The sequence below is a fragment of the Candidatus Hydrogenedentota bacterium genome, from assembly GCA_018005585.1.
Lineage (GTDB): Bacteria > Hydrogenedentota > Hydrogenedentia > Hydrogenedentales > JAGMZX01 > JAGMZX01.
The window spans coordinates 19,501-34,003 of record JAGMZX010000054.1 but is presented as its reverse complement, the minus strand read 5'-3'; the positions used below and the strand labels follow the sequence as shown (position 1 = coordinate 34,003).

At 64.5% G+C, this 14,503-nt stretch carries 9 protein-coding genes; 5 read left to right on the top strand and 4 right to left on the bottom strand.

The window, feature by feature from the left end; genetic code table 11:
- Both KA184_11070 and KA184_11065 read right to left on the bottom strand, forming a co-directional pair.
- A partial coding sequence (locus tag KA184_11070) for a PASTA domain-containing protein (GenBank protein MBP8130108.1) occupies positions 1–3,596 on the bottom strand: 3,596 nt, incomplete at its 3' end.
- A 440-nt stretch (positions 3,597–4,036) separates the two neighbouring features.
- On the bottom strand, positions 4,037–5,821 hold the full coding sequence (locus KA184_11065; GenBank protein ID MBP8130107.1) for a metallophosphoesterase: 1,785 nt from the start codon (positions 5,819–5,821) through the stop codon (positions 4,037–4,039).
- A gap of 154 nt (positions 5,822–5,975) precedes the next feature.
- Between KA184_11065 and KA184_11060 the strand changes: the two genes are divergently transcribed.
- From KA184_11060 to KA184_11045, 4 genes are all read left to right on the top strand, one after another.
- On the top strand, positions 5,976–9,497 hold the full coding sequence (locus KA184_11060) for a hypothetical protein (protein ID MBP8130106.1): 3,522 nt from the start codon (positions 5,976–5,978) through the stop codon (positions 9,495–9,497).
- A gap of 150 nt (positions 9,498–9,647) precedes the next feature.
- Positions 9,648–10,442, top strand: coding sequence for an isocitrate lyase/phosphoenolpyruvate mutase family protein (locus KA184_11055; protein ID MBP8130105.1), 795 nt, complete (start codon positions 9,648–9,650; stop codon positions 10,440–10,442).
- Positions 10,439–11,020: a GNAT family N-acetyltransferase gene (locus KA184_11050; GenBank protein MBP8130104.1), complete on the top strand. Its 582-nt coding sequence runs from the start codon at positions 10,439–10,441 to the stop codon at positions 11,018–11,020. Before KA184_11055 ends, KA184_11050 begins: the two co-directional genes overlap by 4 nt.
- A 209-nt stretch (positions 11,021–11,229) precedes the next feature.
- On the top strand, positions 11,230–11,625 hold the full coding sequence (locus KA184_11045) for a CBS domain-containing protein (GenBank protein MBP8130103.1): 396 nt from the start codon (positions 11,230–11,232) through the stop codon (positions 11,623–11,625).
- On the opposite strand, the gene KA184_11040 is transcribed toward KA184_11045, so the two are convergent.
- Positions 11,622–12,362 carry a tRNA threonylcarbamoyladenosine dehydratase gene (locus tag KA184_11040; GenBank protein MBP8130102.1) on the bottom strand — a complete coding sequence of 247 codons (741 nt, stop codon included), beginning with the start codon at positions 12,360–12,362 and terminating at the stop codon, positions 11,622–11,624. The genes KA184_11045 and KA184_11040 overlap by 4 nt on opposite strands.
- The gene (locus KA184_11035) at positions 12,349–13,176 is read right to left on the bottom strand and encodes a TatD family hydrolase (protein MBP8130101.1); all 828 of its coding nucleotides are present in this window, start codon (positions 13,174–13,176) and stop codon (positions 12,349–12,351) included. Before KA184_11035 ends, KA184_11040 begins: the two co-directional genes overlap by 14 nt.
- A gap of 137 nt (positions 13,177–13,313) precedes the next feature.
- Here KA184_11035 and KA184_11030 point away from each other — a divergent pair.
- A partial coding sequence (locus KA184_11030) for a hypothetical protein (protein MBP8130100.1) occupies positions 13,314–14,503 on the top strand: 1,190 nt, incomplete at its 3' end.

Genomic DNA, 14,503 nt, shown 5'->3' with positions numbered 1-14,503 from the left:
TGGACCTCGGTGAAGCACGCGTCGCCCTCGCCGTCGCCGTCGCCCTCGCCGTCGCCCTCGCCTTCGCCCTCGCCTTCCCCCTCGCCTTCGCCCTCGCCTTCGCCCTCGCCGTCGCCCTCGCCTTCGCCCTCGCCTTCACCCTCGCCCTCGCCTTCACCCTCGCCCTCGCCTTCACCGCCCGGGCCGGTCGAGACCACAATGTCCACGGAAATGCCGCACGAGACCAGCAGGCCCGCAAGCGGATTCTGACGAATGACCTGACCTTCGGGCACTGTCGCGCTCTCTTCAAACGTCACCGCGCCCAGCACGAGGTTCGCAGCCGCCAGCGCCGCTTCCGCCTCCTCCTGCGTCAGGCCGGCCAGGTCGGGAATATCCGTCAGGCACGGGCCAAGCGATATTACAATGTCCACCTCGGAGCCGTAGGCCACGGTGGCGCCCGGTGCGGGGTCCTGCCCCATCACGAGGTCTTCGGGCACCGTGTCGCTGTAATCGTACGACACATCGCCCAGCGCCAGCCCAGCCGACGCCAAGGTATTCGCCGCCAGCAGCTCATCGAAGCCCGACAGGTCGGGCACCGTCACGAATTCCGGAACGAAGGTGGCGATAACCTCGCGGTTCTGGGTCATGAATCCCGACAATGTTAGTGCAGTCGGGTCCGCACCATCCGGCAGGTCGCCCGACCATTCAAGGAGGACGTGGTCGAGTTCAGGTTGCGCCGTAATGCTGAACGGTTCGCCGTCAAGGAACCAGTAGACATCCGGCGCCGGGTCCGTGGTGCCGTTGCCCTGCACCTGAATGTACAGGAACCAGTCAGCCAGGATGAAGTGGCCTGTGATGGTCCGGTCCTGGTCCATGACCAGCGGCAGTTCCGGATTCGTCTCCTGGCCGGCCGGCACATCGCCGGTCCAGCTGGTGAACCGCGAGTCGGTGTTCGCAACCGCCTTCAAGGTCGGCGTGGCGCCCGCCGCAAAAGGCGTCGCGCCCTCGGGCGTGACGGAACCCGGCCCGTCGGCGTCCGCCGTCAGCGTAAAGCCGGTCGTGGTCGCATTGGGCGTGACGCTCTTGTCGGCGTCCATCGGCACCTGCGCCCAGAACTCGTAACTGTTGAAATCGCCCGACCAGCCGCCCCAGTACGAGCCGGGGTTGAGCCGCGCCTCGATCATGGCCGTCCGCCCGGTCAGGTACGCGTACACGCCCGGCGAAGGCTGAACCCAGGCCGAACCGCCGCCCGCGACGGGATTCATCGTCAGCGTCCAATCGCCCGGGATGAACTCCGCGTTCACGGCAACGTCTTCAACCATGGTGATACGGTGGAATTCCGCTTCGGGGTTCTCACCGGCGGGCAGATTGCCGGTCCAGTGCGAGAACGCGTCGCCGCCGTCTACGCGCACCGCGCCGAATTCGGCCTGCGACCCGTTGAGGAACCCGTAGGTCCCTGCCCCGGGATACAAGGAGCCGTTGCCCGTCAGGCTGAGCGACAATTCCCATTCCGCGGCCACATAATGGGCCGTGACCGTGCGGTCGGCATCCATCGGCAGGTTCAGCCGGTAGCCCTGGGGGTCATTCCCGGCGATATCGCCGCTCCAGTGGCTGAACGCGTTGCCGCCGCTCCCGTAGAAAGCTTCCACATAGGCCCACTGGCCTTGGTCATAGGAATACTGTGTTCCCGGGTCGGGACTTCCCGCCGGATTCGTGGCGCCCGTGCCGTCGATGATAATCGTCAGGTGCTTGGGCGGGTTTTCCGTGAAAAACGCCGTCAGCGACCGGTTCTGGTCCATGGTGACGTCAATCGGATTGTCGCCGGGGTCCACGCCTCCAGGCAGGTCGCCTTCCCAGTGGTCGAATACCCAGCCGCCTTGGCCAAAGGCGTTCAAGGTCACCACTGCGCCCGCCGCGAGCGGATACGAACCCGGCGGCCAGCTGTTGATGGTGCCATTGCCGTTCACTCCGACCGTCAGCGTATAGCCGGTGCTCGAAAACGTGCCCGTGACCGTCTTGTCGCCGTCCATGAGCACGGTTGCCCACGTACTGAACGTTGAAACGTCGCCCGACCAGCCGCCCCAGTAATTGCCGGGCTCAGGGTTCGCGCCCAGGCTGAGTTCCCGCCCCGCAAGCGCCGCATGAACGCCGGGCCCGGGATTCAGCCAGCCGTTTCCGTCGCCGGCTTTGATCACCGTGAGCGTGTAGTCGCCCGGCGTCACAAATACCGCAGTCACGGACTTATCGCTGTCCATGGTCAGCTGCAAATATGGGTTCGTGCCCGATGCGTCCCCTTCCCAGTGGTCCCAGGCATAACCGCTGCCTGCGATGGAGTACGCGTTGATATAAGCCACCTCGCCTTCCGCATACTGCTGCGTTCCCGGATTCGGCCACGTGCTGCCCGTGCCTACAACGTTGATGGTGAGAGTATAGGCCGCGCCGCAGACCGAATTGTCCTGGACGTTGTTCGGGTCGTTGAACTTGGCCTTCAACGCCGGCACCTGATTGCACGCCGCATCCTGGGACAAGAGATTATTGCGGATGTCACACTGGTCGTCGCCGCCCAGGCCCGCATTGGCCACCAGCGCCTGAATATCGGTAATCTGGTTGTCGCTTAGCCTCAGACCTTCAAGGTTCGTCAGCCCTTGCAGCGCGCTGATATCGACAATCTGATTCTGGTCCAACTTCAGATTCTTCAAAGCCGTGGCGCCAGCGATGCCGGAGATGTCGGCCAAGGCCGGATTCTCGCGCAATTCCGCCGCCTGCAGGCTCGTGAGCCCGGACAGGTCCGGCAGCGCAGTGATGCCCGTCGACGAGACCACCAGCCCCGTGGAGAGGTTCGTGTAATTCGAGATAACGCCGACGTCGGTGACGCTCGGCGTATACAGCAGGGCAAAGACCATGCCGGGATTCAGCGAATCCAAGTCGCTGATGTCCGTCAGGCTGAATTCAGCTATCAGACCCAGCCCCTGCAGGTTCGTCAGCGTGTCGACCGTGGCCATGTCGCTGTCCTGGACGCCGGTATTGATAAGGCCCAGCAGCACCAAGGAAGCCGCGCGGTCGCCCAAGGGCGCGAAGTCGGTCAGCGGGGTCGAGCCCAGCCACAACTCCGAAAGGCTGGTCATGGTGCTGATGGCGGCGATACTGGTTACACCGTCGAGACCGATCATGCCCAGATATTCGAGGTTGGTCAGGCCGGATAAGGAGGAGATGTCCGTGATAAGATTGCTCCCCGTCACCAGCGGGTTTATTGAGTCGTCTGTCAACGGGTTTCCGCCCGCGCCGATATCCAGCCAGGTCAGCGCCGTCAGCCCGCTCAAAGGCGACACATCGGAGATCTGGTTCATGCCGAGGTTCAGTTCTTCCAGCGACGTGCAGGCCTCGATGCCCGTCAGGTCGCCGATGTTGCTGTCCTTGGCGTTCAACACCGTGAATTCCGGCCGCGCCAGCTCGGTGTCCTGGGGCGGCGTGCTGAGGGTCCAGCCGTTCGCGTCGAATACCGCGCGAATTACCGCCTCGAGGTCTGGGTCGCCGAAGGTTACGTCTGCCCCGTGGGCCAGACCGCTGACCGCCAGCAATACCAGAACCGCTGCCAATACCGTTTTCCTCGCCTGCATCGAAACGATCTCCTTCTTGAGATGTTCAGCGACACGGCGAAGCCCCATGGGGAACCCGCCGCAACGCCGGCACGCCCGTCAGTCCCACCTGAAGGCCGCGCCCTCTGGCGCGCTGCATTCAGGCACAATCCAAGCATTCACTCAACCTGGGGCCTCATGACCCGCAGCCATTCACTTCCACCCCCATCCCCGCCTCCAACTCTACACCGTCCGCCGCTCCCCCCGTCATACCTGCCGTTCAATCATCCTTCGCCCTCTGCTTATCAGTCTAAGCTATTTCCCTTCCTTTGTCAATAGTTTGACGCCCCCCTCGAAGTTAAAAAAGACATGTAAGTCGCACGGAAACGCCCGCTTAAGAAGGCACCATCCACAGCTGCGGGCGCCCGGCCCGCAGCGCAAGGTCATTGGTCCGGGACGGCCCGCGTTGACTCCTGCTCCTGTTAGCGCGCGGTGCGGTCAACAAGCGCCTGTCCGAAACGGGCGGTAAACACGGCGGCATCCGTGGTCAGGGGCACGCCGTCGGCCGTCGAGGGGGCCTCCGGGCCGCCCGCGGCCAGGGCGAAGCCCCCGAAATAGGCCTCGCTCCCGGAGCCAGGCTGCTTGTTCGCCCACGTGCCCATGGCGATGACGAATTTTGTAACGCCCAACGCGTCGAAAGCGCCCGGCCGGCCTTGCACCGCGTCATACAGGGCAGGCAGGTTGACCGACAACTCGTGCCACCGCCCCGGGACGGCGGGCACGTCCCAGTACATGCCCGCCCGCTTCGCGCCGAGGTCCTGCAGGAACGCCCAGCTTCGTTGCTCACCGTACAACGCATATCCGAAGGCCCGCGGCATCACGTGGGATTGCTCTTCGTTTTCACCCCACTTGAACATCATCATGAACACAAAATCCGAGTCCTGGACGGCGCACAGACGGACGTAGCCGCCGCCATTTCGCGGGGGCGCCTCCAGAAAATAGGCCGCTTGAAACACGGGCGCGCCTTCGGGCAACGCGACTGCCTGATACAGTTCCGTGTTTTCGTCGTTGGCCCAGCATTCGGGGGTCTTTGCGCGGGTAAACAGCCGCACCGCGCGCCGCCCCTTTGCCGCGCACGCCGCCCAGCCGAATCCGGGCGCGTCATCGGCGAGGTACCGGTAGCACGGCTGCCAGCCGTCAAGTCCCTGGTTGAAATCGCCATTGACCAGCGCCGCGGCGGCAGGTAATTCGGTCACGCGCCGGAACCAGCGCGGCTCCAGGGCGTCCTCGAACTCCCGGAACACGGGGGGATACGTAAACGTCTTCACCTCGCCTGTCAGGCAACCGGTGAGAACCGCCTCCTCTCCCCGGATGTCCGCGAGCAGGTAGTACCCGCCCTCGTCCAGCCCTCTCTGGAAGGGCTCGAATTCTTCGCCGAAATTGCGCGATTGAATGATAGCGGGCACGGTGATGAACGTGACGCCCCGGTAGCGCCACGAGGTCTTCACGGAAGCCTTCAAGCCATTGTGCACGTGGCCATTGAAGTAATAGCGCACGTTGCCGTGCCGCGTAATCATATCCCTGAGCTTCAACCGCAGCGTGAGGGGGAAACTGTACCATTCAAGTTGCGTCAGGCCTTGCGGCAGGGCGTGAAAATGCTCAAACACGATAACCGGGCGGCCCCGATTCGCTTCGAGGTCCCATTCGAGCCACGCCAGCATGGCGGACTCCAGTTCGGCTTCCTCCGGCTGGCGTCCGCCCAGGTTGCACGGCAGCACAAGGAAGTGCCAGCGTCCCGCATTGAACGAATAGAACACGTCGCGAAAGCCGCAAACCCGGTCCATGAGTTCGCGAAAGCCGTCATAGGGCGGATGCGTGTCGTGATTGCCGTGCACCAGCACCGGCTTCGACCGCAACGGCCCGATGCACTCTTCGAAATGCGCCACGGACGCTTCATCGAAGACATTGACAAGATCGCCCAGGAACACCACGAACGCGGGCGGCGAAGCCATCGCATTCAATTCCTCGACGGCTTCGCGCAGCGTCCGGCGCGCATTCACCGGGACGGGATTCGGGTCCTCCGGGTGCCCCAACTGCGGGTCGGCGATAATGGCGAAGCGGAAATCCTCGCCTAGCGCGCTGAACTCCGGAAACTTGGGTTCCACCACAGGCGCGCCTTGGCCGCAGGCACGCGGGCCATACCACGCGGCCAGCGGCCCAAGCCCCGAGATTGCAAGAAAGGCGCGGCGATTCAGTTCGGCGTTCATCAGGGAATTCTCCAACGCGCGGCGGCCGCGCCGCGCCGGGTGCCGGCGGCCGGAGTATCCTCTCATTAGGCGCAACCGCGCGCGCCCTTGTCAATTCAGGGCCGCCGCGTGTTAGGGTAGCCGCCGGTCCGCTTGCCAGAAAGGGAGACAGCGCGTGATTACGAATCGCACCGTTTGGGCTTATCTGGGGCTGATGCTGTTTGCCGGTTCCGCTGCCAGCGCACAGTGTGCCGGAGCGGACGGCCCGATCGCGCCCGAGGCGTGGAAGCCCTATTTCCAGGAAGGCGCCTGGACCTCGCAGGATGGCGTCCTTGCAAGTCGCGGGGACGCGCTGCTGTCGGGCCGCGTAATCGATGTGCCCGGGGCCGATGTCCTGGTCGACGCGGAAGTCCGGTCTGACGACTCCGGGCGACGCAATTTCGGGATACTGCTCCGGGCGCGCGACAACGACGTCTGCGTGACGGTGCGCTACTACGACCAGCTCGATTGCCTCGAAATGATTCCCTACGCCAATGGAAAATACGGCGACATCGTCCGCACGGAAGCCAGACTCGGGCTGCAGCCGGACGCATGGTGGCGGCTCAAAGCCGCCGCCATCGGGCATCTCGTGCTCGCCAAATGCTGGCCCGCGGACTCGGCCGAGCCGCCGGAATGGCAACTGCGCGCCCCGTACCCGAACCAACGGCCCGGCGGCGCGGGCGTGCACGTCCACGACGGCGCCCGCGCAAGCTTCCGAAACGTGCGCATCTGCTACGGCGCGGAATTGGAGACCATGCGCGCCGCTCTCGCCGCGGAAGAAGCCGCGCAGCGGCAACACGCGCTGGATACGCTCCGGCTCAGCGTGAACGTCACGCCGTTCGTGCTGCGCGCGCCGGACACGCCAAAACGCCGCGTTCACCTGCAGCCGGTCAGCGACGCGGGCCCGTTTCCGCTCCCGGGCGCGCTGTCCGTGACTTTTGCCGGCACCAGACTCAACATGACGGTCGAGTTGGAGGAACTGCAGACCGGCCCCATTACGTTGTACCTGCCCGAACCCGAAACCCCCACGAACCTGGAAATTGCCTTCCAGACAGACGCAGCCAAGACTCTCGAACAGACCGTCCCGGTCGCGCCGGTGCGTCCCTGGACCTTCTACATGACGCCCCACACGCATTACGACATCGGGTACACCGAGCCGCAGCCCGTGGTCATCAACCGCTTGACCCGGGAGATGAATGACGCCGTGCATTTTTGCGAAGAAACCGCGGACTGGCCGCCAGACAGCCGGTACCGCTGGACCGTCGAGGTCTCCGCGCTCATGAAGGAGTACATCGACCGGCACGCGCCTGAAAAAGTGGCGCGGTTCATGGACTTCGTGCGCGACGGACGCATCGAAATCTGCGGCTTCTACCTCAACATGCCCACGGAACTCGTGGGTCACGAAGAACTCATCCGCTGCCTCTACTTCGCGGACACGTTGCGCAGACGCTATCGCGTGCCCATCGACACCATCATGATCGACGATGTCCCGGGCTACACGTGGGCGCTCCCCGAACTGCTCGTCGAGGCCCGGATGCCGCGCGCGGCCCTGCGCGCGAACAGCATTCGCGGCCAGTTCCTCTGGCACCGGCCCGGCGCCGCGCCGCGCCCCTTCTACTGGGAAGGCCCCGACGGCAGCCGGGTATTCGTCTGGTACACGGATAGTTACCGCGAGGGCAACTTCTTCCGCGAGCCGGGCCTGCACGAGGAGGAATTCCTCAAGATTATCCGCCGCAACGAGGAAGCGGGCGCTTTCGTGGACCTGGTCCAACTGCGCATGGGCGGCGACAACCTGCCGCCGGACCTCGACGCGAGCAAGAACGCGCGCCAGTGGAACGAGAAATACCTGTGGCCCCGGATTGTCGTCGCCACGAACCGCGAATATCTCGACGCGCTCGAAAAACAGTACGGGGCGCAGACGGAAACCCGCCGCGGCGACATCCCGAGCTGGTGGGCCGACGGGCCCGCGAGCACCGCCCGGGAAACGGGCATGAACCGCCTTGTCCACGACCGGCTTGCGGCGGCGGAGGCGCTGCAAACGCTGCTCGCGCTTGCGGAACCCGCCGCGGCCTTTCCCACGGAACGGATCGCGCACGCCTATAACGCCATGCTGCATTTCGACGAGCACACCTGGGGCGCATCGCGGAGCATCAGCGAGCCGGACAGCGTCGAAACGCGCGAGCAGTGGGCGTGGAAGGCACGTCAAGCCGCTGATGCCCGGGAACTCACGGACACCGTGCTGCAGGACGCGTTGACGGCACTTGCCCGGCGCGTGCCGGCCCCGCGCCGGCCCGGCGTGGTCGTGTGGAATACGCTGCCGTGGGCGCGGGACGACGTCGTGGAACTCGCCTTGGCCGGTTCGCCGCTCGAAAACGCCGCGGGCGCCGTGGCGGCCAACGTGCGCACTGGTATTCCCGTTCCGGTCCAATTCTCGCCGGATCACAAACGCGCCTGGTTCGTCGCGCGCGACATCCCCGCACTCGGCTATGCCGTGTACGAGTTTCGCGACGCTCCCGAGACCAGGCTGGAGATGCGCCCGCCCGATGATTTCACGCTCGAAAATGAAGCGTACCGGCTCGTCATGGACACGCGGTCCGGCGCGTGGCGGGAATGGTACAGCAAAGAACTGCGCCGCGGGCTCCTCGACGCAAGCGCCGCCTTTCACGGCAACCAGCCGGTCCACGACCAGCCCGTGGGCGGACGCGAGGCGGTAAGCGCGAAAGCGCCGGTCGAATTCGAGCGCACCGCGGCGGCGGAGGGCGAAATCATCGGACACTGGCGCGGCCCCGTCTTCTCCGAATTTGTCCGGCGCACTTCGCTCCCCCACGCTCCGGAGATCGTGCAGCGGGTACGTCTGTACGACGGGCTGCCCTGGGTCGACGTCGAGAACACCGTGCGGAAGGAGGCGAATACCGGCCCCGAAAGCGTATATTTTGCCTTCCCGTTCGATGTGCCCGAACCGGTATTCCACGCCCAGATTGCCGATGCCGTCATGCGACCGGGCATCGACCAGCTGCCGCACTCTTGCTTTGATTTCTATTCCATCCAGCACTGGCTCGATGTATCCGGGCAGGATTTCGGCGTCATCTTCGCGCCGCTCGAAGCGCCCGTGGTCACCCTCGGCGGCATCAACACTTACCGTTGGGCGGATACACTCGCCTTCGACAAGGGGCACGTGTTTTCGCTTGTCATGAACAACTGCTGGGACACCAATTTCAAGGCCGACCAGGAAGGCGATACGACATTCCGCTACCGTCTCGCGGCATACGCGGGCGAATATGACCCCGTGCGCGCGACCCGCATCGCGTGGCAGCCATTCCACCCGCTTCTGACAACCTGGCTCGCGCCGCGCACCGGGCCGGAATCGCCGCTGCCCGAGTCTTTTCTCCGCCTCGAAGGGGACGCGGCAATTGCGAGTTGCATCAAGACCGCGGAGTCCGGCGAGGGCTTTGTCGTGCGCTTGCTCGAACAGCGCGGCGCGCCTGCGAGCGTGACGTTGCGCTTCTCCCTGCCGGAAGGCCGCCGTGTCGCGCGCGCCCACGTCGCAACCGCGCTCGAGGCGCCCACCGGAATCCTCCCGGTCTCGGACAACGTGGTCACCGTGGCCCTGCGTCCCAACGAAATCTATACGCTGCTCGTCATTCCCGCGCCGCTGTAGGCCCGCCGGGTGCGCGACCTTGACACCGCCCCACGCGCCTTGGCACGCTTCCGCGCGCGGAAGACCGTGACAGGAGAAACACCGTTGCACCCGACGTCCGCCGAACGCGCGGCACGCCTCCGCGCGACCATCGCGCAGCGCACGATTGCCATCCCGGGCGCCATCAATGCGCTCAGCGCGCGCCTTATCGAAGCGTCCGGTTTCGAGGCCACGTATTTGTCCGGTGCGGTGCTCGCCAACAGCGTCGGCGGACTGCCCGACACGGGCCTGATGACCCTCACGGAGGCGGAATATCAGGCACGCACCATCGCCCGGGCCGTGGCGCTCCCGATTGTCATGGACGCCGACACGGGCTTCGGCGAAGCGGACAATGCCGCCCGGACCGTGTGGCTGCTCGAAGAAGCCGGCGCAAGTGCGATTCACCTGGAGGACCAGGAATTCCCGAAGCGCTGCGGTCATCTGGAAGGCAAGCGCCTCGTGCCAGTCGAGGATTTTCTGGCAAAACTCGACGCTGCGCTCCGCGCCCGCGCCTGCCCCGATTTCATGGTTATCGCCCGCACCGACGCACGCAGCGTGGACGGATTCGACGCCGCCATCAAGCGCGCAAAACGGTACCGGGACGCCGGGGTGGACGCGGTCTTCCCCGAAGCGCTCGCATCGGCGGAGGAGTTTCGCGCCTTCGCCACGGCCGTCGGCGGTAATCTGCTCGCCAACATGACCGAATTCGGCAAGAGCCCGTGTCTGACGGTGGGCGAACTCGGCGGGCTCGGCTACAACATGGTCATCTTCCCCGTCACCCTCCAGCGGTCGGCCATGTACGCCATGCGCAAGTCTCTCGAAGCCATCAAGATGCAAGGCACGCAGCGCGCCATCCTGAACCAGATGCAGACGCGCGCGGAACTGTATGAACTCCTCCAGTACAACCCGGACGGGCCAACGCAATGACCGACACGCCCTATCCCCCCGCGGACACCATTACACTTACCACCTGGTATCTGCAAATGTCCGCGCCAGAGCCACTCAGCGCCCCTGCGCGGCTCCCCGACGGACTCGAAATCGTGCGCGTCTGGGACACGCCCATTCATTTCTACCGCTACCTTTACAACAAAATCAGCGAGCCTTGGGTCTGGTGGGAACGCAAACTGCAATCCGACGATGAGATTCGCGCAGAATTGCACAGTCCCGCCTTTGAGTTCTACGTCCCCTATTTGCGCGGCGCACCCATCGGCATGATCGAATTCAACTGCCGCGACCCGCTCGACATCCTGCTCAATTACTTCGGCATCGTCCCTGAGTTCTGCGGGCGCGGCTATGGCCGCAGCGCATTGGATTGGTCCATGAGCTGCGTTTGGAAAAGGAATCCCCGCCCGCGCCGTTATTGGGTTCATACGTGTTCCCTCGACAGCCCCGTCGCGCTTCCCACCTACCAGAAGGCCGGTTTCGCCCTCTACGACACCGTGACATCCCGCATACCCAACCCGGCGATAGATGCCCAGAGCGGCGACGGCAACTCACCCGCCTGAACCCGTCCGAGGCACAAGGTCCGGCTTGTCAGGCGCACCGCCGCAGTAACGGTGTTACCCCGCGCGAACTGTAAATACTGTGTATTCTGAGACCGAGAAAAACCTAGGCAGATACCGCTCCGGTCTGATACTATACAAGGCGCTGTAAGGCCAGAATCATCCGGGCGCAAGAGATTTGGTCTACCGGCCACCAAAGGAGAAAACACGTCATGCTGACCGCAAGAGAGGTTATGGCGACCAATCTGGTTACCGTCGCCGAGAACACACCGATTCAAACCGCCATGCGTTTGATCGTCGAGAATGACATTACGGGGTTGCCCGTGGTGGACGAAGAGCAGAAACTCGTCGGCGTCGTCTCGGAGAAAGACATGCTGAAGGTGTTGTACCAGCCACACTTGGGCGACGCGCTGGTTATGGACATTATGTCCACCGATTTGGTCACTTTTGACGAGGACGCGGACCTCATCGATATCGCCGAGTCGATGATTGAAGGCCATTTCCGCCGGGTCCCCATTCTGCGGGACGGGCGGATCGTCGGCCTGATCACGCGGCGCGACATCATCAAATTCGTGCTCGATACGCGCTACGCGGCGCCCGTGCATTAGACTGGCAGCAACTCGCCGAGGATAGTCTGGACAATCAGACCGGCTGCGGTCAGTCCGATAATCCCGGGCACATAGGAGATGCTGCCCTGCACCCAGCGTTTCCGCCGCGCGTCCGGTTCGCCTGTCTTGCGCCACGTCTTGCGGTTCTCCTCCGAATACACGCAGCTTATGCCGCCCGCGATCCCGGCCCGCCGCAACCGCAGCCGGACGGCCTTCGCCAGAGGGCAGCACGTGGTTGCCCGAATATCGCTGACGCATATGCCCCGCGGGTCGAGCTTGTTCGCCGCGCCCATACAACTGACGGCGTAGAGGCCACGCCGGTGTGCCGCCGCCAGCAACGCCACCTTCGCGCGCACCGTGTCGATAGCGTCAATAACGTAACCAGCGCCGCCGTCGAGGGCAGACTCGATGTTGCCTTCGTCCACAAAATCGGCCACGACATGCACCACCGCGCCGGGGCTGATATCACGGATGCGCGCGGCCGCAAGTTCCGTTTTCAGACAGCCGACCGTACTTCGCAACGCCAGGGTCTGACGGTTCACGTTCGAGAGCGACACCTGGTCGAAATCCGCCACCGTCAGGTGCCCAACCCCTGCGCGCGCCAGCGCTTCGAGCGCGTACGAACCCACGCCCCCCAACCCGAACACGGCCACGTGCGCGGCCCGCAGCCGCGCCATGCCTTCCGCGCCGACCAGCAGTTCGGTGCGGCTGTCCCACGCTTCGTTACTTTCCGCCATGTGCCTGTTCCGTGGTCTCGCCGGTGCGGCCTTCGACGCTTCGCGCCGCACCGAAGTTAAACAATCGCCACGCGTTCGCCGTGGTCTGTTCCGCGACCATTTCTTCCGGAACATTCAAGATCGCCGCCGCGCCGCGCAACGCGTACCGGATATTCGCCGGAACATTCGGCTTTTCCGGCGCCTGCACGGGCGGTATGTCCGGGCTGTCGGTCTCCAGCAGGAAATGGTCCGGATAGATGCGCTGTAAGACGGCCACGCGTTTCCGGCTTGGCTTGCAGGTGAGTGCGCCGCCCATCGAGAAGCGGATGCCGAGCTTGATCAGCGCCTCCGCAATCTCGACGCTCCCGGAAAAGGCATGGACCACGCCGCCGCATGCGGGCGCGCCAACCCGGCGCAGGGCCAGCAGCAATTCGTTGAATGCGCCGCGGCAATGCAGCACGACCGGCAGCCCGACCTCCTTTGCGATGCGCAACTGCTCCGCGAAAATACGCTCCTGCAGTTCCATGGGCGGCGATTCGACCTTCGTATCCAGCCCGATTTCGCCGATGGCCGCCGCGCCCGTTTCCTTCGCGCGGGTCAGCGGCTCGAGCATTTCCAGGTGATGCGCCCGCGCGTACCAGGGGTGCACGCCCCAAGCAAAGGCGACCTCGGGATAATGCCGCGCCAGCGCCTGCGACACGGGCCAGTCTTCGGGCGCCACCGACGCCGTCACAAGTTTCACGACGCCCGCCGCGCGCGCATCCGCGAGGACGGCGTCCAACCGACCGCGGAATTCCTCCGCTTCCAGATGACAATGTATATCGACCAGCCGCATCTTGTCCGTTCCCTCGCCCGCATCACGATACACAAGCCCGCGCGTCGAACGCACCTCGCACGCGCCGCCGCTTACACTCGGGCCTCCTAAACCGGTATCATCACGGAGTCTGTCCGATGCGGAAAGGAGACGGTTTCGTGTCCGTATTTCTCTTCGTGCTTCCTGTGGCGCTCTATCTGTGCGCGGTCGCCGCGGTCACGCTGACGGCGCGCAGCCGCGCGGACGATGGCGATTACTTCTTCGCCGCGCGCAGCCTGCGCCCGTTCCAGGCGGTCCTGAGCGTGGTGTCTTCGGAGACTTCCGTGGCGACTACGGTCGTGTTTCCCGCGGCGGGCCTGGCTGGCGGCTACGTGCTGGTCTGGCTGCTCGCGGGCTACATCATCGGGCGGACGCTTGTCGCCCTGTTCTATCTGCGCGCGCTCTACGAGTCGTCCCGGCTGACCATCTACCAGACCATGAGCTCCAATCATCGCGTGCTCGAGGCCTCGTACCTGCTCGCAAAATACCTGTCCGGCGGCGCGCGCTTTTTCATTGGCGGCTACGCCCTGAAACAGTTGCTCGGCGGGCCCGTGCTCCTCTGGGTGGCCGCCGTGGCCTGTTTCGTCGCCGCGTACAGCCTCACGGGCGGACTGCGCGCCGTAGTCATGATGGACCAGGTGCAGAGCGTGCTAATCGTCGGCGCGGGCCTCTTCCTCTGCGCATATCTCTACGGCCGCGTGCCCGAAGGCGCCGCGCTCGAACCCGCGTTCTTCCAGTGGGACTACAAACAGTACACGTTCACGCCCATCTTGCTGCTCGGCGGGATCGTGCTGTCCATCGGTTCGCACGGCGCGGACCAGGACCTTCTCCTCCGTATCCTCTCGACGCGGACTCTGCACGGCGCACAGCGGTCCTTGATCGTTTCCGGCTTCGGAGCGGCCGCGCTCATCTGCCTCTACCTCACCGTCGGACTGCTGCTCCGCTTCCAGGACGCAGGCGCGCTCGACCCGAAATCGCCCCTGGCCGATTTCGTCATTCGCGGCGACCTGCCGCTGTTGAAAGGCGTTTTCCTCGTGCTGCTCGCCGCAGCGGCCATGTCGTCTCTCGACTCGACCATCCACTCGACGGGCGCGGTCTGGAAATCGCTCGCGCGCTCGACCGCCGCCGGCCGCTGGTGGTCCGCCCTGTCCCTCTTCATCATGATCGGTTTCGCCATGCTTTTCATGACGTTGCAGAAAAGACACCCCGACTTCCTGTCGCTGTGCATGGGCTCCATGAACTACGTCAACGGCGGGCTCATCGGCATCTTCACCGTCTTCACCTTCTCCCGGCGGTTCCTGACCGGAAG